This is a genomic window from Afipia clevelandensis ATCC 49720 (assembly GCF_000336555.1).
GTDB lineage: Bacteria > Pseudomonadota > Alphaproteobacteria > Rhizobiales > Xanthobacteraceae > Afipia > Afipia clevelandensis.
Window position 1 is genome coordinate 3615241 of record NZ_KB375281.1, and the last position, 21752, is coordinate 3636992.

Below are 21752 nucleotides of genomic sequence, written 5' to 3' on the forward strand. Positions count from 1 at the left end.
GCCGTCTACTTGTCAAAACACTGGGCAACGTATTGCGCCAGGTCGCGCCGCGGGACTTTCGCGACCTTCGCGGCATTGTTGCATTCGATCAGCTTCATCTGTTCGGCGTGGCGCTTTTCGGCGGCCTCGCGGAACTCGGGCGCGACGGTTTTGGGATCGACGATTTTGTCGGCGTGCGCAGGCGCTCCGCTCAGGGTCGCTGCGGCCAGAAGGGCAAGAAAAAGGGGCGTGAAGCGATGGCGCATCACACCCCTTTACCATTGATCTGTGGATCAGGCTACGCGCCGTCCGGCGCATCCTCCAAAATGGTTATTCGTCCTCGGCCTTCTTGCCGCCGATGGTCTTGAGCTTGGCGAACACCGCGTCCACCTCGAGATCGTCGCGCTGCTTGTCGGAGGCCGGCGAGCGCTCGTGCTCCTCCTCCTTGCGGGTGGTTTCCGAGGCCGGGAGCAGGGTGGCGCCGCCATACTGCTGGGCTGCCGGCTTTTCCTTGGCCGCGCGCTGCACCTCAAAATCAAGCTCGATCTGGGAGCAGAGGCCGAGGGTGACCGGGTCCATCGGGGTCAGGCCGGCGGCGTTCCAGTGGGTGCGCTCGCGGACGCTGGCGATAGTGGTCTTGGTGGTGCCGACCAGACGCATGATCTGGCTGTCCTTCAACTCGGGATGGTTGCGGACCAGCCACAGGATCGCGCTCGGGCGCTCGTGGCGGCGCGAAACCGGGGTGTAGCGCGGGCCCTTTTTCTTCTTCGCTTCCGGCAGGATCACCTTGGATTCGCCGAGTTTGAGGCGATAGTCCGGATCGGCTTCGCCCTTTTCGATTTCCTCGCGGGTCAACTGGCCGGTGGAGATGGGGTCCATGCCCTTGATGCCCTGCGCGGCGTCGCCGTCGGCAATCGCGCGGATTTCGAGCGGGTGCATCTTGGTGAATTCGGCCACCTGATCGAAGGTCAGGGCGGTATTATCGACCAGCCAAACGGCCGTCGCCTTCGGCATCAGCGGTGCATTGCTCATGGCAAATCTCCTTTGCGCTTCGCCCGCCAATTTTTTGAGGGGTAAAGCCGTCTGGTCATCGGTGATGACGGGAATTCGTCCCTATATAGTCCGCGGAGGGCGGGCCGTGCAATGGTTTGGATCGCCCTTGACAGAACCGGGATGGCGGCCCCAAGTCCTTTCCCGAAGCTCCCAAAACGCTTGATTCCGGCTGAAAAATGACCCCTGACGCTCAAAAACCGCAGCTCTCCGTCGTGCTTTGTTCCCCCCGGGGCTTTTGTGCCGGTGTGGTGCGGGCTATCGACACGGTGGAACGCGCCCTGAAGCTCTATGGCGCCCCGGTCTATGTCCGTCACGAAATCGTGCATAACCGCTATGTGGTGGAAAGCCTGCGCGAAAAAGGGGCCATTTTCGTCGCGGAACTCAATGAAATTCCGGAAACCGACGCGCCGGTGGTGTTTTCCGCCCATGGCGTGCCCAAGGCCATTCCGGCCGAGGCCGACAAGCGCAATTTCTTCACCCTGGACGCGACCTGCCCGCTGGTGACCAAGGTTCACCGCGAGGCGGCGATCCACTTCAAGCGCGGCCGCGAAATCATCCTGATCGGTCATGCGGGTCATCCCGAAGTGGTCGGCACCCTCGGCCAGTTGCCGAAGGGCGCGGTGGTGCTGATCGAGACCATGGACGCGGCGCGGACCTTCCAGCCGAAGGACGCCTCCAAGCTCGCCTTTGTCACCCAGACCACGCTGTCAATCGACGACACCAAGGAAATCGTCGCGGTGCTCAAGGAGCGCTTCCCGGATATCGACGGGCCGCACAAGGAAGACATCTGCTACGCCACCACCAACCGCCAGCTCGCGGTGAAGAAGGTCGCGCCGCAGGTCGAAGCCATGATCGTGGTCGGCTCGCCGAATTCGTCGAACTCGCAGCGCCTGCGCGAAGTCGCCGAGCGCGAAGGCTGCAAGGTCTCCGTGCTGGTGCAGCGCGCCTCCGAACTCGACTGGTCGAAGTTCAAGGGCATCACGTCGCTCGGCATCACGGCGGGCGCGTCCGCGCCGGAAGTGATCGTCGAGGAAATCATGGATGCGTTCGCGGCCCACTATCATCTGAAGGTCGAAACAGTGTCGGCTGCGATGGAAAACGAATTCTTCCCGCTGCCGCGTCCGCTGCGGAGCGATGCGGCTGCGGAGTAATCGGCAGGGCGGAAGTTCTGTCGTTTTGTCCCGGATTCGTCTAGAAGTCTCCAATCCTGAACCTAGCGGAATCGAGACACCAGATGGCGGTTTACACCGACGTCACCGCCGAAGAGCTTGCGGATTTTTTAAACCCCTACGGGATCGGTGAATTGCTCTCCTACAAGGGCATTGCCGAAGGCGTGGAGAACTCCAACTATCTGGTTCACACCAGCGGCGGCTCCTACATCCTGACGCTGTACGAAAAGCGCGTCGCGAAAAACGACCTGCCGTTCTTTCTCGGATTGATGGGCCATCTGGCGTCCCACAACATCACCTGTCCGCAGCCGGTGTTGAACAAGAGCGGCGAGGCGCTGGGCACGCTGGCCGGTCGTCCGGCCGCGATCATCACCTTCCTTGAAGGCATGTGGCCGCGCCGCCCGAGTGCGACGCATTGCGCGGGCGTCGGCGCGGCGCTGGCGAAAATGCATCTGGCTGGCGCCGATTTCAATATGTCGCGGCCCAATGCATTGTCGGTGAAAGGCTGGCGGCCGCTGTTCGATCAGGCCGCAGACCGCGCCAACGATGTCCATCATGGCTTGCGCGCGCTGCTTGGCACCGAACTCGATCATCTCGAACAGCATTGGCCGAGCGATCTGCCGAAAGGCGTGATCCATGCTGACTTGTTTCCTGACAACGTGTTCTTTCTCGGCGACAAGCTGTCGGGACTGATCGACTTCTATTTCGCCTGCAACGACATGCTCGCCTATGACGTCGCGATCTGTCTCAACGCCTGGTGCTTCGAGATCGATCATTCCTTCAATGTCACCAAGGCGCGCGCGTTCCTCAATGCCTATAACCGCGAGCGCAAGTTGACCGCCGCCGAACAGGACGCGCTGCCGCTGCTGGCGCGGGGCGCTGCGATGCGCTTCCTGCTGACTCGGCTGGTGGACTGGCTCAACGTCCCGCCCGGCGCGCTGGTGAAGCCGAAGGACCCGCTCGAATATGTCCGCAAGCTGCGCTTTCATCAGGGCGTGAAGAGCATGAGCGATTACGGCGTCGAACAGTCCGGGTTCGTGGCGTGAGCGGCGCAAAACTTCCGCATGTGACGATCTTCACCGACGGCGCCTGCTCCAGAAATCCGGGGCCGGGCGGCTGGGGCGCGATCCTGCGCTTCGGCGATGTCGAGAAGGAATTGAAGGGCGGCGAAAATCCCTCGACCAACAACCGCATGGAATTGATGGCGGCGATCTCGGCGCTTGAAGCCCTGAAGAAGCCGGCGCTGGTCGATCTTACCACCGACAGCCAGTATGTCCGTCAGGGCATCACGCAGTGGATTCACAACTGGAAGCGCAACGGCTGGAAGACAGCCGACAAGAAGCCGGTGAAGAATGCCGATCTGTGGCAGCGGCTCGATGCGGCGCTGAAAGAACACGACGTGCGCTGGCACTGGATCAAGGGCCATGCCGGCCATGCCGAGAACGAGCGCGCCGATCAACTGGCGCGCGACGGGCTGGCGGAGAATCGCTGAAGGCTAGCCACTCAGCGGTGTGTCTATTTTTTCTTTGCGTTGTCCCCGCGAAAGCGGGGACCCATAATCACCGATGGTTATTGAAGCAAAGACGCTAACAGCCTGCTTAGGGAGTATGGGTCCCCGCTTTCGCGGGGACGACATCTCGTATGTTTCGGCTCTCTCAGAGAGACATTTGCCTCAAAGCTGCGACAGCAGCGTGTCGCCGCCGGATACTTCGACCTTGCCGGGGTTCGCTTCAAGATTGAGAATCTTCACCGTGCCGTCGTCCACCAGCATTGAGTAACGCTTGGAGCGGATGCCGAGGCCGTTGCCGGAAGCGTCGAGCTCCATGCCGATCGCCTTTGCGAATTCGGCATTGCCGTCGGCGAGAAACACGCCTTCATCGCGCTGGTCGGTGTCGCGCTTCCAGGCATTCATCACGAACGCATCGTTGACCGAGACGATGGCGATGGTGTCGACGCCCTTGTCCTTAAGTGCGTAGGCGTTCAGGAAAATGCTGGGCATGTGCATCTTGTGGCAGGTGCCGGTATAGGCGCCGGGCACCGCGAACAGCGCGACCTTCTTGCCCTTGAAAATATCGTCGGTGGTTTTGACCTGCGGGCCTTCCGCGGTCATGACGCGAAACTTGGACTCGGGCAGCTTGTCGCCAACTTTGATGGTCATCGGGTCTCTCCGTGGGATCGATGCGCTGTCATAGCGCGGTTTCTCCGAAGGGGGGAGCACGTTTTGCGGATGGGAGCCGCGTGTATTGCTTGCTGCGGTGCGATCCCGAGGCTTATGGCAGCTTGGCGTTGACCTCGTATGCGCTGCCCGATCCGGCAACCGTCAGCTTCAGCGCGGCGCCGTCGGCGCTCGCGCCGGGCGGCAAGCCATCGAGTTCAAACGTGAAGTGCTGGAGGCCCGGCTCGCGTTTGACAAGCTTCGGCACCGGCAAAGCCCAGTCCGGCGTCGGGCCTTCGACAAAAAGCTGGACGTCTCTTTCTTTCTCTTTTCCAGCGGACGCCTTGTCGTCCTGCAGGGCGACATCGACATGCACCACATTGCCCTCGCGACGGACATCGCGAACGGAAACCGGTGCGGTGTCGCCGATTTTTGCAGGTTTCGGCACGGTGTCGAGCGCGGCGGAAATCGCGCCGTCTTCGGTCGAGGCCACGCTGACAAAGGCAAGCTCGGCCTGCGCCTCGACCGGGATGCAGAGTTTTTCGCACACTGCGTAACTGATCGCGGCGCGCAGCGTCACCGGCTTGTCAGGACTCTTTGCGATGATCCGCAGCGGCAGCGTCACCTGGTTCTTGTAGCCGAACGAGATGCCGCCGGCGCCGTCGGGGAATTTCGTTGGCAGGGGCCAGAGAATTTTGACGGTTTCGACGTTGTCGGATTTGGTGAAATCGATGCGCGGCGGCACGCCGGAATCTCCCGGTGTGCGCCAGTAGGTCTTCCAGCCGGGCTGCAACTGGAAGCCGATGCCGCCGAGCAGCACGTTGCCGCTGCGTGAACCTGCTATCAGGCGCACCGAGGAGTATGTGTCCTTGATCCACGGCGATGCGTCCTGCGCGTTCGCGCGCAGCGGCGCAAGGCAGGCGAAGGTCGCAAGGGCTGCGGTGGAAGCCGCGCGAACGGGAACTATCAGTGTCATGAAACGTCCTTACAGGGTGGTATCCCTGTGAACCATTGAATTGCCCGTGATCCGGTCTTTTTCGCGGCCAAACGCGGCTCGGCGGATGGTCGCGGCGGGTTGATTGACAGAACCGGCACCCGATATCAGGATGGTTCAACAGCATGAGAGTCGTTTGCGAATGAGCACCACGCGCAAGAAGACCGGAAAGCCTGCTGGCGGCCCCATCCTGGCCGAAGGCGAGACGTCTGGCGCTGGGTATCTCGACGGTCAGTTGCTGATTGCCATGCCGGTGATGGACGATGAGCGCTTCGCGCGATCGGTGATCTACATGTGCGCGCATTCCTCCGAAGGCGCCATGGGCATTATCGTCAATCGTCCTGCTGGCAGCATTGATTTCCCGCAACTGCTGGTGCAACTCGACATCATCAACAAGGCTGACCAGATCAAGCTGCCTGGCAGCGCCGAGGACATGAAGGTCCTGAAAGGCGGGCCGGTCGATACCGGCCGCGGCTTCGTGCTGCATTCGAGCGATTTCTTCATCAAGGATGCGACGCTGCCTATTGATGACGGTATCTGCCTCACCGCGACGCTCGATATCCTGAAAGCCATCGCCGCCGGGTCCGGCCCGAAGCATGCTCTGCTGGCGCTGGGTTACGCCGGCTGGGCGCCGGGCCAGCTTGAGGATGAAATCCAGCACAATGGCTGGCTGCATTGTCCCGCCGATCCCGATCTGGTGTTCGGGATGGACGCCGAGGGCAAGTACGAACGCGCGCTGGAGAAGATCGGCATCGAACTGGCGATGCTCTCCAACGAAGCCGGACACGCCTAGATATTGTTGCTTTGTCATGCGAGGAGCGCAGCGACGAAGCAATCCATATACTGCGCATAAAAGTAGATTGCTTCGCTTCGCTCGCAATGACGAGGCGGGCCGACCCCTTACGCCGTTTCCGGGCCCGGAGCGGTGGTGGGCGCGGTGGCCGTTGCGGCAGGCTTCAGAAGATTGCGCGCGCTTTGCCGCCGGTTGCGCGGCTGCGGCACCTTCTCGCCGGTGAGAAGTCGGATGGTGGCGTCGGCATCGATCGGTTCGCCGAACGCAAAGCCCTGCGCATATTCGCAGCCGAGCTGGAACAGCTCCACCGCGTCCGAATCCGTCTCCGCGCCTTCGGCCACGACCGCCATGTTGAGATCGTGCGCCAGAGCGACAATGGATTTCAGAAGCACCGGCCGTGCACCGCGGCTCGAGGTGCGCACGAAGGACTGGTCGATCTTGATGGTGTCGAACGGGAAGCGTTGCAGATAGGCCAGCGAGGAATGGCCGGTGCCGAAGTCGTCAAGCGACAGCCCGACACCAAGCTCCTTGATCCGGTGCAGCATCTGCGCCGCATGTTCCGGATTTTCCATCACCAGCGATTCCGTCAGTTCGAGCTTGAGCGAGCCGCGTGCAACCGCCGAGCGCGAGAGCACGCCGCGCACGTCATGGATCAGGTCGTGACGCAGCAACTGCCGCGACGACACATTGACGCTGGCGAAGATCGGTTCGCGCGAACGTACCGTGCGTTGCCAGACCGCAAGTTGCTTGGCGGTGGTGTCCATCACGAACAGGCCAAGCTCGACGATCAGGCCGATCTCTTCGGCGATGGAGATGAATTCCGACGGCGACATCCGGCCGAGCTTGGGATGATCCCAGCGCGCCAGCGCCTCGAAACCCGCGATGGAGCGATCTTCCAGCCGCACGATGGGCTGATACAGGATCGTGATTTCCTCGCGCTCGATGGCGCGGCGCAGTTCGGCTTCCAGCGCGAGGCGGTCGGTCTTGCGGGCGCGCATCGCGGGCTTGTAGACGTCGATGCGGTCGCCGCCGATGCGCTTGGAGTGATACATCGCCAGTTCTGCATCCTTGATGATCTCGTCGGACAGCGGGGTCTGCGGATCGCTCAAGGCAAGGCCGATGGATGCGGTGAGGAAAATCTCGCGGCCATCGAAGGCGATCGGCGCGCGGATGGTCTTGCGGATGGTTTCGGCGAAGGCGGTGATGCGCGCCGGTTCATACTCGGAGGTCAGAATGAGGCCGAACTGGTCGCCGGCGAGACGGGCCAACGTGTCCTGCGGCTTGAGAATGCGGGCAAGACGACGCGCCAGCGTCAGCAGGATCGAGTCCCCGACGGCGATGCCGACGGAATCGTTGACCTGCTTGAAGCGGTCGAGGTCGATCACCATCACGGTCGGACGCAGGTTCGGCGCGCTCTTCGCGAAGGCCGACAGGGCGCTGAGGCGGTCGATGAAAAGCTGACGGTTCGGCAGGCCGGTCAGGTTGTCATGGACCGAGTCGTGCAGCAGGCGCTCTTCCGAATTCTTGGTTTCGGTCACGTCGGTGAGCGTGCCGACCACGCGGGAGACTTCGCCGTCGGAGCCGACCACGGGCCGCGCCTTCAGCGCGAACCACATGAAGTGCCCGTCCGGCGTGCGCAGCCGGAAGTCCTGCACCAGACGGCCGCGGCGCTGATCGAGCACGCTGTCGAGCGCGGCGCGGAAACGGTCCTGGTCGAGTGGATGCAGAACTTCGAGCCACTTCGCGGCGGGGCCTTCAAGCGTGCCGCGCTTGAGGCCGAGAAGGCCTTCGGTCTCGGGGCTGGTGAAGACCTTGTCGGCGGAAACGTCCCAGTCCCAGATCAGGTCGCCCGAGCCGGTCAGCGCCAATGCGCGGCGCTCGACATCCGAGACGACACCGTTTGTCGCGCCGCCGCCGGCGAAGGCGTGCTGCATCACCGTGAAGCCGATCAGCATGACGATCAGCACAAGGCCGCCGAGCAGGGCCGGGCCAACGATATCGTTTGTCACGCCGCCGGCGATGGTCATGCCCGCCGCGATCACCCAGACCACAAGCAGGAACCATGTCGGGATCAGCAGCACCGCGCGGTCGAAACCGTGCGTGGAGAGATAGACGATCAGCGCGAAGCCGAACACCGCAATCAGCGCCAGCGAAATGCGCGCAATGCCGGATGCCACCGCAGGATCGAACAACGCCAGCGCGACCAGCGCACCGAGGAACACCAGCCAGCCCATCGTGATATGCGAGTATCGCACATGCCATCGTGAGAGATTCAAATAGGCAAACAGGAACACCAGCAGCGTTGCTGCCAGCATCGCTTCGCCCGCCGCGCGCCAGACGCGCTCCGCGCCGGCGGACATGTCGAACACCTTGCCCCAGAATCCGAAATCGACGCCGATGTAAACCAGAACCGCCCACGCCAGCGCCGCGGCGGCAGGGAACATGATCGAGCCCTTGACCACGAACAGGATGGTCAGCACCAGCGCCAGCAGGCCCGAAATGCCGATGACGATGCCCTGATACAGCGTGAACGAGTTGACCTTGTCCTTGTAGGCTTCCGGTTCCCACAGATAGAGCTGCGGAATTTTGTCGGTGCGCAGTTCGGCAACATAGGTGACCACCGCGCCCGGATCGAGCGTGATGCGGAACACGTCGGCGGTGGCGTTGTCCTGCCGTTCGGGGCGGTCGCCGGTCGATGGCGTGATCGACGCGATGCGTGAGAGGCCGAGGTCCGGCCACAACAGGCCCGAGGACACGATGCGGTAATGCGGCACGACAATCAGGCGGTCGAGCTGGTCGTCGGTATTGTTGGTCAGCGCGAACACGATCCAGTTCTGGCCGCCTTCACGCGCGCGCACCTCGATGCGGCGGACAATGCCGTCGGTACCGGGCGCGGTGGAAACCTGGATGCGGTCGGTGTCGCTGCGCTGGAACTCGAGCACACCGGTGAGGTCGATCGCAGGCGCGTCGCTGCGCACGCTGATCGCATCAAGCGCATGTGCCGGCTGGACTGCGGCAGAAAGGATCAAACTCAGCAGACATGAGAGCGCTGCGGCACGAAGCGAACTTCGCATAGGGAACAGGTGCAGCGCGAAGTCTCTGATCGAGCGCAAAGTCAGCTCTCCGCGTGGAAGGTGACGGGCCGCGAACGGCCCGTCGCAGGAACGCGATAAATGCCACGAATATGAAGCAAATCAAAGGGTTTCGATGAGTTCCCGAGCCCTAAACCACGAGCACAATTTTGCCAATATGTTGGCTGGATTCCATCCGTGCATGGGCTTTTGAGGCCTCTTTCAGCGGGAATGAGCTGTCCATCAGCGGTTTGACGCGGCCATCGTTCAGCCAGGGCATGGCATTGGCCTCGATGGCGGCGACCATGGCGGCCTTGTCGGCCACCGAGCGGGGCCGCAGCGTCGAGCCGGTATGATGCAGGCGCTTCATCATCAGCTTGGCGAAATTCGGCGTCGCCTTCGAGCCGCCGAGGAACGCAATCTGGACAATGCGGCCTTCGACGGCGGCAGCTTCATAGTTGCGGTCGATATAATCGCCGCCGACCATGTCGAGGATGACATCGACGCCCTTGCCGCCGGTCAGTTCCTTGGTGCGGGCAACGAAGTCCTCGGTCTTGTAGTTGATCGCCGCATCCGCGCCGAGCTTGAGGCACGCATCCACCTTGTCCTGACCGCCGACAGTGACGAACACCTTTGCGCCATGGGCTTTCGCCATCTGGATCGCCATGGTGCCGATGCCGGACGAGCCGCCGTGGATCAGCAGCGTTTCGCCGGGCTTGAGACCGCCGCGCTCGAACACGTTATGCCAGACCGTCATCAGCGTTTCGGCAATCGCGCCGGCGTCGGTCATCGACAGGCCTTTCGGCACCGACATCGCGTGGCTCTCGTGGGTGATGCAGTATTCGGCATAGCCGCCTCCTGCGACCAGCGACATCACCTTGTCGCCGATCTTGCGCTTGGTGACGCCTTCACCGAGCGCGACCACTTCGCCGGAAATTTCGAGGCCCGGAAGATCGCTGGCGCCGGGAGGAACCGGATAAAGGCCAAGCCGCTGCAAAACGTCGGGACGGTTCACACCGGCGGCCGCGACCTTGATCAGGATTTCATTCGGGCCGGGTTTCGGCACCGGCCGCTGTTCGGGCACCAGCACCTCGGGGCCGCCGGGCTTGGAAATGGCGATGGCGGTCATTTGTGCGGGCAGCTTGTCCATGATGTGTCCTTGCGGCGGTGGGGCTGACGATAAAAGATGCAGATGGAACAGACCTATAATCGGGTCAGCGGCAGGAGGAAAGCATGGCGGGCGAGGACGACGACAAGCCGAGGAAGAAAATCACCCATGAACTGGGGCAGGATCTGTCGGCGCTGTCCTTCGACGATATCGAAGAGCGCATCGCAGCACTGGCGGCGGAAATCGAACGCCTGAAGGCGGACGCTGTGAAAAAGCGCGCCAGCCGCGACGCCGCCAATTCCTTCTTCAAATCGTAAATGCACACGGGCCCGTGAACGCAGGTTCCGCGCAATAGCAAAGGAACCGTAAAGGGAATCGTTAATTTACGGCGTATTAATCTTTCGCGTTTATGACTGAGCTTGTCCTTGTTTGGACACCGAGTGGCTCCTGTCACTCTGTTTGACGCCTCCCTGTTATCAACTTTCAAAAGCCGCCGGTTTCCGGCGGCTCTTTTTTTGCCCGGTCCTCGATTGCCCTGCCGTTAGACTTTGGCGGGGTCTGTTTCGGCGCGGGCGGCAGACGGCTGGAAACCATATCTCCTCATTGTTCCGCGGTGTGGCTGGACTCACGGCCTCGGGCGCGCAATGATTTGTTCATCATAAAAAAATCAGCGTAACCGCGTGAGGCGTTAACCATGTCCGACCAGGGCGCAGCCGATCTCGTTCTTCTAAGCGAGAGGATCACCAACTCACCCGCCTTCGGGACTTTGTTCAGGGAAGGCATGGATCTCGTCGAAGAGACCGCCGCCTATCTCGACGGCCCGGGCCGCACCGAAGCCAAGGCGCTCGAGCGGTCCGTCAGTCTCAGCTATGCCACCGAAAGCATGCGGCTCACCACGCGGCTGATGCAGCTTGCCTCGTGGCTGCTGCTGCATCGCGCGGTGAAGGAAGGCGAGATGACGCTGCATCAGGCCAATCGCGAAAAGACCAAGGTCAAGCTGACCGCGGCGGATCCCGGTGCCGACGATGTGATCGAGAAACTGCCGGAGCGCCTGCAGGATCTGGTGGCGCGCTCGATGGCGTTGCAAGCGAAGGTGCGCCGTCTCGATGTGACGATCCATGCACCCGCGCCGGAACATCTGTCGATCGGCAATCCGCTGGTGCCGCAGATGAACATGCTCAAGGCCGCGTTCGAGAGATAATTATTTTCATTGTGTCGTCCCCGCGAAGGCGGGGACCATACTCCCTAATATTGTTGCTTCGACGAGAGGCCCGCCACCGCGACCAATGGAGGAGCTGGTGGTTATGGGTCCCCGCCTTCGCGGGGACGACATCCGAGAGTTGATTGCCCCAACGAAAAACGCCCCTGCGAAAGCGGGGGCGTTTTTGTATCCAAACCAGACTTGCGAGAAGGATCAATCCTTCTTGAGGAAGCCCGAAAACTTCTTCTGGAAGCGGGAAACGCGGCCGCCGCGATCGAGGATCTGCTGGGTGCCGCCGGTCCAGGCCGGGTGCGACTTTGAGTCAATGTCGAGGTTCAGCGTGTCGCCTTCCTTGCCGTAGGTCGAGCGGGTCAGGTACTCGGTCCCGTCGGTCATGACGACCTTAATTGTATGATAATCCGGGTGAATTTCGGCTTTCATGGCAAATCCTCTGGCGCCGCGCGCCCACAGATCAATGATGTTCGGGACGAATTTGGGCGCTCTATATCGCAGGAATGGCCCCAAAACAAGCAGCGAGGTCATTTGCCAGCCTCTTATTGGAGGCCTATTGGAAGGCCGAAACCATGAGGCGGCCGGCGAAAAATGAGTGCAGTGGAGCGCGTTGAAGACAGGGAACTGACATCCGCACCGGCGCGCGAGGCCGCGTCTGTGACAGAAGCCTCCACGCCCGCAGCACCACCTCCGGAGACGCTCCAGAAGAAATCGCGCGGCGTGAAGCTGCGCCCGCTCATGGCGCTCGCGCCTTATGTCGCGCGCTATCGCGGTCAGGCCTTTGCCGCGCTGGTAGCCTTGATCGTGGCTTCCGCCGCGACGTTGGTGGTGCCGCTTGCCGTGCGCCGCATGATTGATTTCGGTTTCAGTCCCGAAGGCATCGCCCTCATCAACAGCTACTTCGCGGTGATGATCGCAGTGGTTGCTGTGCTCGCGGCTGCCAGCGCATCGCGTTACTACCTCGTCATTACGCTCGGCGAACGCATCGTCGCGGATTTGCGCCGCGATGTGTTCAATCATCTGACCTCGCTGTCGCCGTCGTTCTTCGACACCGCCCATAGCGGCGAACTGGTGTCGCGCCTGACCGCCGACACCACGCAGATCAAGTCCGCGGTCGGCGCGTCGGTGTCGATCGCGCTGCGCAACCTCGTGCTGTTCATCGGCGCGTCCGCGATGATGGTGGTCACCAGTCCGAAACTGTCGGGCATCGTGCTCGCTGTGATTCCGCTGATCGTGCTGCCGCTGGTGGCATTCGGCCGCCGGGTGCAGAAATTGTCGCGCGGCGCGCAGGACACGCTGGCGGAAGCCTCGTCCTATGCGTCCGAACTGATCGGCGCGATCCGCACGCTGCAGGCCTTTACCAATGAGCGTCTTGCCGAGACTCGTTTCGGCGGCGAGGTCGAGCGCGCCTATGTCGCGGCCCGCAATTCGACCCGCGCACGCGCCTATCTCACCGCGACCGTGATCTTCCTGATCTTCGCCAGCGTCGTGGCGATCTTGTGGATCGGTTCGCATGACGTGCTGACCCATCAGATCAGCGCGGGCCGTCTCGGCCAGTTCATTCTCTATGCGGCATTCGCGGCGGGCGCGCTCGGCGAACTCAGTCAGGTCTGGGGCGAAATTTCCCAGGCTTCGGGCGCATCGGAGCGGTTGTTTGAAATCCTGCGCATCAAGCCGGACATTGCTGCGCCTGCCCATCCGCGCGCGATGCCGGTGCCGCCGCGCGGCGACGTCGCATTCGACAATGTGCGGTTCTCCTATCCGACGCGGCCCGATCATCTCGCCGTCGATGGTGTGTCGTTCGCAGTGAAGGCCGGCGAGAAGGTCGCGGTGGTCGGCCCGTCCGGCGCGGGCAAGAGCACGCTGTTTCATCTGCTGCTGCGGTTCTACGATCCGGCATCCGGCACCATCTCGGTCGATGGCGTGCCGGTCCGGGAGGCCGATCCATCCGCCGTGCGCTCACGCATCGCGCTGGTGCCGCAGGACTCGGCGGTGTTTGCCACCAGCGCCCGCGAGAACATCCGCTTCGGACGTCCCGATGCCAGCGATGCCGAGGTCGCGCGTGCCGCCGATCTCGCTCATGCCACCGAGTTCATCTCGCGTTTGCCGCTCGGCTTCGATACGCAACTCGGCGAGCGTGGCGTGACGCTGTCCGGCGGCCAGCGTCAGCGCATCGCGATCGCGCGTGCGATCCTGCGCGACGCGCCGCTGTTGCTGCTGGATGAAGCCACGTCAGCGCTCGACGCCGAGAGCGAAACGCTGGTGCAGACCGCGCTGGAAGAACTGATGAAGCAGCGTACGACCCTGGTGATCGCGCATCGCCTCGCTACGGTGCTGTCCTGCGACCGCATTCTGGTGATGGAGAACGGCCGCATCGTTGAGCAGGGCACGCATGCCTCGCTGGTCGCGGCGAACGGGCTTTATGCTCGCCTCGCGCGATTGCAGTTCGAGGGCGTGTAGAGAACTCCTGGAAACTCGACCGCTATTCACCGTCATTGCGAGCGAAGCGAAGCAATCCATCTTTGGATCAGCAAAGATGAACATGGATTGCTTCGTCGCTGACGCTCCTCGCAATGACGATCCAATTACCGTCTAGCCTTTTGCGAACACCGGCTTGCGCTTCTCGACAAAGGCCTTCACCGCTTCCTTGTGGTCGGCCGTGCCTGCAGACCTGACCATCCGTTCGGCTTCGTGATCGAGCGAGGTCAGGAAGTCGTTCATCAGCACTTCGTCGAGATTGTCCTTCAGGAAACGCAGCGCGGTGGTTGGTCCCTCTGCGAGCTTTTTCGCCCAGGCGAAGGCCTCCTCGCGGAGCTTGTCGTCCGGAACGACGCGGTTGACGATGCCGAGCGCCTCGCATCGCTTTGCATCGACCTTCTCGGCGAAGAACATCATTTCGCGCGCGCGCGATGTGCCGACAAGCCGCGTCAACAGCCAGGACATGCCGTAGTCGCCGCTGAGGCCGATCTTCACATAGGCCGTAGTGACGAACGCCGACTCCGCCGCGATGCGCAGATCGCAGGCCAGCGCCAGCGAGAGTCCGGCGCCGGCCGCCGGGCCGGGCAGTGCCGCGATGGTCGGCTTGCGCACATTGACCAGCGCGCCGGTGAGCGTGCGCTGGCGTTCCTGCAGCCGCGCCACCTTCTGATCGAAGGTCAGTTCGGGCGCGTTGCTGCTGCCGGGCTTGCCGCCCATGCCTTTCACGTCCCCACCTGCGCAGAACGCATCGCCCGCACCGGTGATGAGAAGCGCGCCGACATTCGGGTCTTCGCCGCATTGCTTGATCATGCGACGCAAGGCAGGCGTCAGATTGTCGGAAAGCGAGTTGCGCGCCTGCGGGCGGTTGAGCGTGATGACCGCGACGCGCTCGCGCACCATGCAAAGCAATTCCTCGGTTCCGGTGTCGATGATGGTGTCCGATGCGGTCGCGGTGGCGGTCATGGTCGCTGTCCCGGGTTGGTTTTGAAAAAGAACTTAGTCAGCTTCCGGGCGGCTTTTCCAGCAAAACCTCGCGCAACGCTGTCATGCCGGGTGGGGTTTCGGTCTCCCTCGGTATCCGCGCCCTCGCATGCATTCATCCGGCATTCAACACCAAAGCCGCTAAAAGAGCGTGGCCATAGCAATGACCGCGCCGCACGTAGCGTGTATGCTGACCGTCACATCGCCGCCTTATGGTCGCGTGCGGGTTCATTTCTGGAGATCATTCATGCGCAAGATTTTGACTGTCCTCGCAGCTCTCGCTTCCCTGAGCCTCACCAATTGCGGCTACAACGCGATCCAGCAGAACGACGAGTCGGTAAAGTCGGCATGGTCCGAGGTGGTGAACCAGTATCAGCGCCGCGCCGATCTCGTTCCCAATCTGGTGAATTCCGTCAAAGGTTTTGCACAGCAGGAAAAGGACGTGCTGATCGGCGTGACCAATGCCCGCGCCAAGGTCGGCACCATCCAGGTGACGCCGGAAGTGCTGAACGATCCGGCGGCGTTCCAGAAATTCCAGGCCGCACAGGGCGAACTCAGCGGCGCGCTGTCGCGCCTTCTCGTCACGACTGAGAACTATCCGCAGTTGAAATCCGACCAGTTGTTCCGCGATCTGGTGGCGCAGCTTGAAGGCACCGAGAACCGCATCACAGTGGCGCGCAACCGCTATATCAAGGCGGTGCAGGATTATAACGTCGGCATCCGCACCTTCCCGAACAACCTGACCGCGATGGCGTTCGGCTACAAGGAAAAGGCCAACTTCACGGTGGAGAACGAGAAGTCGATTTCCACTGCGCCGAAGGTCGATTTCAACGCACCGGCTGCGCCGGCGCCCGCGACGCCCGCTCCCGCAAAGTGAAGGAATAGCGGTCGCGCGCAATGAAGGCGGTCAGGACGGTCATTCTCGCGTTCACGCTATGCTGGGTATTTGCCGGCGCGGCGCTTGTCGCGCGGGCGGACGTCGCGGTGCCGCCGCTGACAGGGCGCGTGGTCGACCTGACCGGAACATTGTCGGCAGATCAGTCAGCGGCGCTCGACCAGAAGCTGAAGGCCTTCGAGGACCGCAAGGGCAGCCAGGTTGCGGTCCTGATCGTACCGACCACTCAGCCTGAAACCATCGAGCAGTATTCGCTGCGGGTGGTCGAGCAATGGAAGCTCGGGCGCAAGAAGGTCGATGACGGCGTACTGCTGATCGTCGCCAAGAACGACCGCAAGCTGCGCATCGAGGTCGGCTATGGCCTCGAAGGCGCGCTGAATGACGCGACCGCCAAGCGGATCATCGACGAGATCATCACGCCGAAATTCCGCAGCGGCGATTTCGCGGGCGGCGTTGCCGACGGCGCGGACCGCATTCTGAAAGTGATCGACGGCGAGCCGCTGCCCGCGCCGGAGCCGGAAGGCGAGGTGCCGGATCTCGGCTTTATCGGCGAGTACTTTCCGTTTCTTCTGATCATCACGCTGGTGGGCGGCGGCATTTTCCGCGCGATCTTCGGACGGCTGCTGGGTTCGATCATCGCGGGCGGCGGTGTCGCGGCCTTTATCTGGTTTTTTCTCGGCACCTTGTCGATCGCGGCGATCGGCGGAGCGATCGCCTTCTTCATCACGCTGATCGGGGACGCGATCCTGAGTTCGGGCGGCGGTGGCCGTGGCGGCTATGGCGGCGGATTCAGCTCGGGCGGTTCGAGCAGTTCAGGTGGCGGGTTCAGCGGAGGCGGCGGCAGCTTCGGCGGCGGCGGCGCGTCGGGTAGCTGGTAGCCGAGAGAACGCATATGGGCATCAGGCGCATCGGCAAGCATCTTCTTCTCAACCGCTGGCGGGTCCGGCGCGCGTTTCCGCGTCAGGCGCTCGCCAATATCGAGAAGGCGATCAGGGCCAGCGAGACGGCGCACAGTGGCCAGATCCGCTTTGCGGTGGAAGGCGCGCTCGATGGCGCGCCGCTGTTCAGGAACCAATCGGCGCGCGCCCGCGCCATCGACGTGTTCGCGAACCTGCGCGTCTGGGATACCCAGCAAAGCAACGGTGTGCTGATTTATCTGCTGCTCGCGGACCGTGACGTGGAGATCGTCGCCGACCGCGGCTTCAATGACAGGGTCTCGCAGGCGGAGTGGGAGAATATCTGTCGCCTGATGGAAACGGAATTCCGCGCCGGCAATTTCGAGGGCGGGGTGCTCAAGGGCGTCACCGCCGTAACGCAAATCCTGGCGAAGCACTTTCCGCCCGGTGGCGCGCCGCGCAATGAATTGCCCGACAAGCCGGTGGTATTGTAGTCGCTTGTTCCGTCATGGCGAGGAGCATCAGCGACGAAGCAATCCACTCTTCCGCGAATCAGGATGGATTGGTTCGCTTCGCTCGCAAAGACGATAGGGCAAATTTGCGCCCTTATTCCTCCGTCATCAGCCCGACATTGCCGCCCGCGGCCGCGGTGTTGATCGTCACCGTCTGCTCGGTGGCAAGGCGCGGCAGATAATGCGGCCCTCCCGCCTTGGGTCCGGTGCCGGAGAGGCCATGTCCGCCGAACGGCTGCACGCCGACCACGGCACCGATCATGTTGTGGTTGACATAGATGTTGCCGGTTGCGAGCCGCTCCACGATGCTTTCAATGGTCTCGTCGATCCGCGAATGAATCCCGAGCGTCAAGCCATAGCCGCTGGCCGCGATGGATTGCAGCACGCGCTCAAGGTCGGCGGCCTTGTAACGCACCACATGCAGGATCGGGCCGAACACTTCTTCGGTGAGCTGATCGGCGCTGGCAAGTTCAAAGATATGCGGCGCGACGAAATTGCCGGAGACAGGCGCCTCGCCTGCAAGATGAACCCGCGCGGCCGTCGTCATATGCGCAATATGCGCATCGAGCCGCGCCTTGGCCTCGGCGTCGATCACGGGGCCGATCTGGGTGGCCGGGTCACATGGAGCGCCGACCTTCAGTTCGCGCGCCGCCCCCGCGATCATTTCGATCATGCGGTCCGCGACATCCTCCTGCACGAACAGCAGACGGAGCGCCGAGCATCGCTGACCGGCGGAGCGGAATGCCGACATCACCACATCGTCCGCGACCTGTTCCGGCAGCGCCGTTGCATCCACGATCATGACATTGATGCCGCCGGTCTCCGCGATCAGCGGAACGATCGGGCCGTTCTTCGCCGCCAGCGTGCGATTGATCGAACGTGCGACCTCTGTGGAGCCGGTAAATACCACGCCCGCGATCTCGGGATGTGCGACCAGCGCCGCGCCAATGGCGCCGTCGCCCTGCACCAGATGCAGCGCGGAGTCCGGGATGCCCGCTTCATGCAACAACGCGACGGCTTCCGCTGCGATCGAGGGCGTCTGTTCGGCGGGCTTGGCGATCACGGTGTTTCCCGCCATCAGGCAGGCGGCCACTTGCCCCATGAAAATCGCCAGCGGGAAATTCCACGGCGAGATCGCGACCATCGCGCCGCGTCCGCGCAGGCGCAGCGTGTTGCTCTCGCCGGTCGGGCCCGACAGCGGCTGGCCCTGCGCGAACAGCCTGCGGCCTTCGCTGGCATAGTAACGGCAGAAATCCACCGCCTCACGCACTTCCGAGACCGCGTCGTCAATGGTCTTGCCGCCTTCCGATTGCAGCAGTGCGATGAAGCGCGGCATCCGCCGTTCCAACAGATCGGCTGCGCGCTCGAGCGCATTGGCGCGCGCGTCCGCCGGCGTCCGGCTCCAGAATGCGAAGCCGGTGCGCGCCAGCGCTACGGCCATTGATGCCGCTTCGGCCGTTGCGGCTTTCACATGGGCTTGTGGTGCGGACTGCCCGTGGATCGCGGCGACCAAGCCGTCGAGCGCCGCCCTGTCGCCGAATTCGACGCCGCGCGAATTGATGCGCGGAAGATACATGTCGCGCGGCAAGGGGAGGCGCGTATTGTGCGCCCGATCCGGCGTGCGGATGATTTGTTGTGGCCGTTCGAGCAATGCCGCGACGGGAATGCTATCATCCGCCGCGAGCGCGACGAAGGACGAGTTCGCACCGTTCTCCAGAAGCCGCCGCACCAGATAGGCCAGCAGGTCGCGATGGCTGCCGACCGGCGCATAGGTGCGGCAGGCGAATGACGGCTTGTCCTCTTGGAACCGCGTATAGAGCGCGTCGCCCATGCCATGCAGGCGCTGGAATTCAAAGCCGCCACCGTCGCCAGCAAGTTCGGCAACAGTCGCCACCGACAGCGCATTGTGTGTGGCGAACTGCGGGAAGATGCGTTGGCGCAAGGCGAGCAGCTTGCGCGCGCAGGCGATGTAGTTGAGGTCGGTCATCGCCTTGCGCGTGAACACCGGATAGCCATCCAGCCCGCGTTCCTGCGCACGCTTGATCTCGGTGTCCCAGTAGGCGCCCTTCACAAGGCGCACGGTGACGCGGCGATCCATGCGTTCTGCGAGGGCGTGAACATGGTCGATCACCGCTCCGGCGCGCTTCTGATAGGCCTGCACCGCAAGGCCGAAACCGTCCCAGCCGTGAAGTGACGGATCGGCCAACACCGCGCCGATCACGTCGAGCGAGAGTTCGAGGCGGTCGGCTTCCTCCGCGTCGACGGTGAAGTTCATGCCGTGCGCTTTGGCGCGGCGGGCGAGATCGAGCACGCGCGGCACAAGCTCGCTCATCACGCGCGTCCGGCTCAGTGCGTCATAGCGCGGATGCAGCGCGGAGAGCTTGATCGAAATCCCCGGCCGATCTTCTGGCTTCCGGTCGCCTGCTGACGCGCCGATGGCGGCGATCGCAGCGGCATAGGACTCGAAATAGCGTGCGGCGTCGTCCGCCGTGCGTGCGCCTTCGCCAAGCATGTCGAACGAATAGCGGTGGTGATGGTGAGGCGCGTCATGGTCCGCCGCGCGGTCCAGTGCCGATTCGATGGTTTCGCCGAGCACGAAGTGATTGCCCATCAGCCGCATGGCCTGGCGGGTTGCGGCCCGCACCGCAGGCAGGCCGATGCGCTTGGCGATCAGGCCGAGCGTGCCTTGCGGCGTTTCGCCGGGGTGGATCACGCGCGCGGACAGACCGAGCGCCCAGGCTGAAGCATTGACCAGCAGCGCGCTGGATCTTGTCTGGTGATGTGCGAAATCGCCCTGGCCGAGTTTGTCTTCGATGAAGCGGTCCGCAGTCGCGGTATCCGGCACGCGGAGCAGCGCTTCGGCCATCACCATCAGCGCGAGGCCTTCCTTGGTCGAAAGCGAAAATTCCCGCAGCATCTCCTCCACGCCGCCGAAGCCGCCATCAGCGCTGCGCACCGCCTCGATCAGGCGGGTGGCGGTCGCATCGATCCGGGCATTCTGTTCGGCGGAGAGCGAGGGCAGCGCCAGCAGGGTTGCCGCGATCTCGCTGTCGTCGGGCGAGTACGGCGCTGAAAACGGCGGAAGCGGGTTGGCGGGGTCTGGCATGGCGTCCTCTTGAGAATGCGCCATCCTAGCGCCGGTCTGCGCCGTGGTTCGATAGGATATTTAGCAATTTTACCTTACATAATGCGGAAATATAATGTATTAGCTGGAAACATGAGCGAAATTGACAAAACAGACCGGAAAATCCTCGATATCCTGCAAGCCGACGGGCGGATCGCCAATGTCGAGCTTGCGGAGCGGATCGGGCTGTCGCCGACCTCGATCGGCGAGCGGCTGAAACGGCTGCAGCGCGACGGCTTCATCGAGGGCTATGGCGCGCGGCTCAATCCGCATCGCCTGGGGCTGGGCCTGCTCGTCTTTGTCGAGGTGCTGCTCGACAAGACGACGCCCGATGTGTTCGCGCGCTTCGCCGAAGCGGTGCAGCTCGCGCCTGAAGTGCTGGAATGTCACATGGTGGCCGGCGGGTTCGATTATCTGGTCAAGGCGCGTTTGCCGGACATGACGGCCTATCGCCGGTTTCTCGGCGAGACATTGCTGGCATTGCCGGGGGTGCGCGAGACGCGCACCTATGCGGTGATGGAGGAGGTCAAGCGCGATGCGCCACTGCCGGTATAGCGGAACTGCCGCCGCTGAATCTTCTCAGGTGTGGTATTCGCGCTGTTGATTGCCGGTCAAATCCGGAGATAGTTCTGCCGGGCAGATTTTGCAGGATTGTGCGTTGGTTCAGTTTCCCTCCATGTTTCGTGCCGTTTCAACCGTAGCGCTTGTTACTGGCTTTGTTCTTGGCTTTGCTTTTGCGGCACAGCCGCTGTCGGCGATGCAGCTCACGCCGCAGCAAAGCGAGCTTTATACGTCGGTCTCGACCAGTCCGCCCACGGCGCAGACCATGACGGTCTGTTACGGTTTTGTCTGCCGCCGCCGGGTCGAGCTTGATTTCAACGCAGCGGACCAGAAGACGCTGACCCAGATCATGGCGTCGGGCAAGGCGTCGGCCGTCGCGGAGCGCGCTGCGATCCAGAAAGCGGTGCAGTGGTTCGACAAGCGGATGGGGCCGGTGATCGGCACGACGACGCGGGTGGCGCGCGCCGATATCCGCAACCGCGCCGATGCCAATAACTACGATTGCTGGGATTCGACCCGCAATGTCTCAAGCCTGCTGCTGGTGCTGCAGGAGTGGGGACTGCTCAGGCATCACACTGTCGGCAATCCGCGCTATCGCGGCAACATCTTTGCGATGCAGTTGCCGCACAACACCGCCGTGATTGCCGAGAAGGAAAGCCGGATCGAGTGGGCGGTGGACATGTGGACCACCAGATATCTTCAGCCGCCCGATGTCATGCTCGTCGAGCAGTGGCTGAAGGAGGAGTGAGCGCGCAGCCACTCCCATACAC

Annotated in this window: 21 protein-coding genes; 12 read left to right on the top strand and 9 right to left on the bottom strand. The window is 62.7% G+C overall.

Annotated features, from left to right (window positions below; genetic code table 11):
* Window positions 1-5: 5 nt before the first annotated feature.
* On the bottom strand, window positions 6-245 hold the full coding sequence (locus HMPREF9696_RS17300; RefSeq protein WP_002714334.1) for a hypothetical protein: 240 nt from the start codon (window positions 243-245) through the stop codon (window positions 6-8).
* 64 nt (window positions 246-309) lie between these two features.
* The gene (locus HMPREF9696_RS17305; protein ID WP_002714335.1) at window positions 310-1011 is read right to left on the bottom strand and encodes a DUF1013 domain-containing protein; all 702 of its coding nucleotides are present in this window, start codon (window positions 1009-1011) and stop codon (window positions 310-312) included.
* A gap of 197 nt (window positions 1012-1208) precedes the next feature.
* Between HMPREF9696_RS17305 and ispH the strand changes: the two genes are divergently transcribed.
* From ispH to rnhA, 3 genes are all read left to right on the top strand, one after another.
* Window positions 1209-2183: a 4-hydroxy-3-methylbut-2-enyl diphosphate reductase gene (ispH, locus tag HMPREF9696_RS17310; RefSeq protein ID WP_002714336.1), complete on the top strand. Its 975-nt coding sequence runs from the start codon at window positions 1209-1211 to the stop codon at window positions 2181-2183.
* Window positions 2184-2266: 83 nt separating this feature from the next.
* Window positions 2267-3247 (top strand): homoserine kinase, encoded by a 981-nt coding sequence (locus HMPREF9696_RS17315; protein WP_002714337.1) that lies wholly within the window; start codon window positions 2267-2269, stop codon window positions 3245-3247.
* Window positions 3244-3693 carry a ribonuclease HI gene (gene rnhA / locus HMPREF9696_RS17320; protein ID WP_002714338.1) on the top strand — a complete coding sequence of 150 codons (450 nt, stop codon included), beginning with the start codon at window positions 3244-3246 and terminating at the stop codon, window positions 3691-3693. The genes HMPREF9696_RS17315 and rnhA overlap by 4 nt, the downstream gene beginning before the upstream one ends.
* A 180-nt stretch (window positions 3694-3873) precedes the next feature.
* Here rnhA and HMPREF9696_RS17325 read toward each other — a convergent pair whose 3' ends face one another.
* Window positions 3874-4359, bottom strand: a complete 486-nt coding sequence (locus HMPREF9696_RS17325; protein ID WP_002714339.1) for a peroxiredoxin — start codon at window positions 4357-4359, stop codon at window positions 3874-3876.
* Window positions 4360-4471: 112 nt separating this feature from the next.
* Window positions 4472-5332 (bottom strand): protein-disulfide reductase DsbD domain-containing protein, encoded by an 861-nt coding sequence (locus HMPREF9696_RS17330; RefSeq protein ID WP_002714340.1) that lies wholly within the window; start codon window positions 5330-5332, stop codon window positions 4472-4474.
* 160 nt (window positions 5333-5492) lie between these two features.
* Between HMPREF9696_RS17330 and HMPREF9696_RS17335 the strand changes: the two genes are divergently transcribed.
* A complete protein-coding gene (locus HMPREF9696_RS17335; RefSeq protein WP_002714341.1) occupies window positions 5493-6143 on the top strand; it encodes a YqgE/AlgH family protein in 651 nt (216 codons plus the stop codon).
* 107 nt (window positions 6144-6250) lie between these two features.
* Here the strand turns inward: HMPREF9696_RS17335 and HMPREF9696_RS17340 are convergent, their stop codons facing one another.
* Both HMPREF9696_RS17340 and HMPREF9696_RS17345 read right to left on the bottom strand, forming a co-directional pair.
* Window positions 6251-9217, bottom strand: coding sequence for an EAL domain-containing protein (locus HMPREF9696_RS17340; RefSeq protein WP_040301567.1), 2967 nt, complete (start codon window positions 9215-9217; stop codon window positions 6251-6253).
* Between the two features lie 148 nt (window positions 9218-9365).
* Window positions 9366-10364, bottom strand: coding sequence for an NAD(P)H-quinone oxidoreductase (locus tag HMPREF9696_RS17345; RefSeq protein ID WP_002714343.1), 999 nt, complete (start codon window positions 10362-10364; stop codon window positions 9366-9368).
* A gap of 83 nt (window positions 10365-10447) precedes the next feature.
* On the opposite strand from HMPREF9696_RS17345, the gene HMPREF9696_RS17350 reads away from it, so the two are divergent.
* Together HMPREF9696_RS17350 and rcdA are read left to right on the top strand one after the other, a co-directional pair.
* Window positions 10448-10639: a DUF1192 domain-containing protein gene (locus HMPREF9696_RS17350; protein WP_002714344.1), complete on the top strand. Its 192-nt coding sequence runs from the start codon at window positions 10448-10450 to the stop codon at window positions 10637-10639.
* Window positions 10640-11016: 377 nt separating this feature from the next.
* Window positions 11017-11523 carry a protease adaptor protein RcdA gene (rcdA, locus tag HMPREF9696_RS17355; RefSeq protein ID WP_002714345.1) on the top strand — a complete coding sequence of 169 codons (507 nt, stop codon included), beginning with the start codon at window positions 11017-11019 and terminating at the stop codon, window positions 11521-11523.
* Between the two features lie 213 nt (window positions 11524-11736).
* Here the strand turns inward: rcdA and rpmE are convergent, their stop codons facing one another.
* A complete protein-coding gene (gene rpmE, locus HMPREF9696_RS17360) occupies window positions 11737-11964 on the bottom strand; it encodes a 50S ribosomal protein L31 (RefSeq protein WP_002717151.1) in 228 nt (75 codons plus the stop codon).
* Between the two features lie 162 nt (window positions 11965-12126).
* On the opposite strand from rpmE, the gene HMPREF9696_RS17365 reads away from it, so the two are divergent.
* Window positions 12127-13995, top strand: a complete 1869-nt coding sequence (locus HMPREF9696_RS17365; RefSeq protein WP_002714347.1) for an ABC transporter ATP-binding protein/permease — start codon at window positions 12127-12129, stop codon at window positions 13993-13995.
* A 132-nt stretch (window positions 13996-14127) separates the two neighbouring features.
* Here the strand turns inward: HMPREF9696_RS17365 and HMPREF9696_RS17370 are convergent, their stop codons facing one another.
* Complete coding sequence (locus HMPREF9696_RS17370) at window positions 14128-14976, bottom strand: enoyl-CoA hydratase (protein WP_002714348.1); 849 nt, start codon at window positions 14974-14976, stop codon at window positions 14128-14130.
* 265 nt (window positions 14977-15241) lie between these two features.
* Here HMPREF9696_RS17370 and HMPREF9696_RS17375 point away from each other — a divergent pair, with 265 nt between their 5' ends.
* From HMPREF9696_RS17375 to HMPREF9696_RS17385, 3 genes are read left to right on the top strand one after another with little or no spacing between them, the layout of a single operon-like run.
* Entirely contained in the window at window positions 15242-15871 is a 630-nt protein-coding gene (locus HMPREF9696_RS17375; RefSeq protein ID WP_002714349.1) for a LemA family protein, read from the top strand.
* 20 nt (window positions 15872-15891) lie between these two features.
* Window positions 15892-16767: a TPM domain-containing protein gene (locus HMPREF9696_RS17380; RefSeq protein WP_002714350.1), complete on the top strand. Its 876-nt coding sequence runs from the start codon at window positions 15892-15894 to the stop codon at window positions 16765-16767.
* Window positions 16768-16781: 14 nt separating this feature from the next.
* Window positions 16782-17279 (top strand): TPM domain-containing protein, encoded by a 498-nt coding sequence (locus tag HMPREF9696_RS17385; protein ID WP_002714351.1) that lies wholly within the window; start codon window positions 16782-16784, stop codon window positions 17277-17279.
* 112 nt (window positions 17280-17391) lie between these two features.
* On the opposite strand, the gene putA is transcribed toward HMPREF9696_RS17385, so the two are convergent.
* Window positions 17392-20403: a bifunctional proline dehydrogenase/L-glutamate gamma-semialdehyde dehydrogenase PutA gene (putA, locus tag HMPREF9696_RS17390; RefSeq protein WP_002714352.1), complete on the bottom strand. Its 3012-nt coding sequence runs from the start codon at window positions 20401-20403 to the stop codon at window positions 17392-17394.
* A 111-nt stretch (window positions 20404-20514) separates the two neighbouring features.
* On the opposite strand from putA, the gene HMPREF9696_RS17395 reads away from it, so the two are divergent.
* Both HMPREF9696_RS17395 and HMPREF9696_RS17400 read left to right on the top strand, forming a co-directional pair.
* Window positions 20515-20976: an Lrp/AsnC ligand binding domain-containing protein gene (locus tag HMPREF9696_RS17395; protein ID WP_002714353.1), complete on the top strand. Its 462-nt coding sequence runs from the start codon at window positions 20515-20517 to the stop codon at window positions 20974-20976.
* A 121-nt stretch (window positions 20977-21097) separates the two neighbouring features.
* On the top strand, window positions 21098-21730 hold the full coding sequence (locus HMPREF9696_RS17400; protein ID WP_040301569.1) for a hypothetical protein: 633 nt from the start codon (window positions 21098-21100) through the stop codon (window positions 21728-21730).
* Window positions 21731-21752: the final 22 nt, after the last annotated feature.